This is a genomic window from Brachyspira sp. (assembly GCF_050873525.1).
Taxonomy (GTDB): domain Bacteria; phylum Spirochaetota; class Brachyspiria; order Brachyspirales; family Brachyspiraceae; genus Brachyspira.
Window position 1 is genome coordinate 1 of sequence record NZ_JBNMIZ010000332.1, and the last position, 1733, is coordinate 1733.

Genomic DNA, 1733 nt, shown 5'->3' on the forward strand with positions numbered 1-1733 from the left:
AAAATAATACTTATATTTATATATTTTAACTTGACAAAATTTATTATTTAATATATCATTGTTAGATAAAACAAACAACAAATAACCATAAAGGAGTTATAAAATGAGTTCATTAATAAATCAAAAACTTATCGATTTTAAAGTTCAAGCTTATCAAGACGGACACTTTAAAGAAGTTTCAAAAAGCGATGTATTGGGAAAATGGGGAGTATTTTTCTTCTATCCCGCAGACTTTACTTTTGTATGTCCTACCGAATTGGGAGATTTAGCCGACACTTATGACGAATTCAAAAAAATCGGATGCGAAATTTATTCCGTTTCGGAAGATACGCATTTCGTTCATAAAGCTTGGGCGGACGCTTCGGACACAATCAAAAAAATCAAATATCCTATGCTTGGCGACCCAACGGGAATCCTTGCAAGATTTTTCGGAGTATTGGTTGAAGAAGCTGGACAGGCTTTAAGAGGAAGCTTTATAGTTAATCCTCAAGGCGAAATAAAGGCTTACGAAATTCATGACATGGGAATAGGAAGAGACGCCAACGAATTATTAAGAAAAGTTCAAGCGGCTCAATATGTTGCCGAACATGGCGGAGAAGTTTGTCCTGCAAAATGGAGACCAGGCGCTAAAACTTTGAAACCTGGAATCGATTTGGTTGGAAAAATCTAATGATTTGTAAACTTTAATTTTCGATAAAAATTAAAAAAGAGAGGGATTTTTATCTCTCTCTTTTATTTTATTTTTTTATTATTTAATAATTTAATTTTTATTCAGTTTATAACGGAATTTAAAGAATCCATATCGAATATGCAAACCGCCTCAATATCGGGAGCGATTTTTTTAGTCATTCCCGTCAAAACTTTTCCCGGTCCGCATTCATATACTTTGCTTATCCCAATTTTTTGCATATTAATCATACTGTCAAACCATCTCACAGTAGAAAACATTTGCTTATATAAATTTTCTTTTATAGAATCGAAAGAATGAATTTCAGCGGTAACATTTGAAAAAACTTTATTATCCGAATTATTAAATTTGACATTTTCTAAAAATTCTTTCAAACTATCGGCGGCGGGTTTCATGAAAGGCGAATGAAAAGCTCCCGATACTTTCAAAGGCATAACTCTTTTTGCTCCAGCTTCCTGAAGTTTCGGAGTGACTTCTTCTATCGCTTTCGACAATCCCGATATAACGATTTGGTCTTTCAAATTATAATTGGCGGCGACAACCTCTTTATTTTCGGGCATACATTTAACGACATCATCGTAATTTAATCCCAAAACTGCAGCCATTCCGTAAGGAGCGTCTGCGCCCGCTTTCGCCATAAGCAGTCCTCTCGTTCGGGCAATTTTTACGGCATCCTCAAAAGATATATAACCTGCGGCGCATAATGCGGTAATCTCTCCCAAACTATGTCCAGCAAAAAAATCGCCTTTTATATTTTTTGATTGTAAAGCTCTGTAAACTGCAATTCCAACCGTAACCAACGCTGGTTGAGTATTTTCGGTTTTTTTCAAATCTTCTTCCGTTCCTTCAAAACATAAAGCCTTAATATCCGTGTCGCTTAAAATATTTGCGGCTTTATCGAACACTTCTTTTGATTCGGCTATATTATCGTATAAAGATTTTCCCATACCCGCCGTTTGCGAACCTTGTCCTGGAAATAAGAAAGCTATATTTGACATATTAATTCTCCTTAATAATTTTATTTAATTTTTAATTCTAATAAAAA

The 1733-nt window shown here is 34.4% G+C and carries 2 protein-coding genes; one reads left to right on the forward strand and one right to left on the reverse strand.

Annotated features, from left to right (window positions below; all coding sequences use genetic code 11):
* Positions 1-103 precede the first annotated feature (103 nt).
* Positions 104-670: an alkyl hydroperoxide reductase subunit C gene (gene ahpC, locus ACR0QS_RS13135; protein WP_432633902.1), complete on the forward strand. Its 567-nt coding sequence runs from the start codon at positions 104-106 to the stop codon at positions 668-670.
* Positions 671-771: 101 nt separating this feature from the next.
* Here the strand turns inward: ahpC and fabD are convergent, their stop codons facing one another.
* Entirely contained in the window at positions 772-1686 is a 915-nt protein-coding gene (gene fabD, locus ACR0QS_RS13140; RefSeq protein WP_432633903.1) for an ACP S-malonyltransferase, read from the reverse strand.
* Positions 1687-1733: the final 47 nt, after the last annotated feature.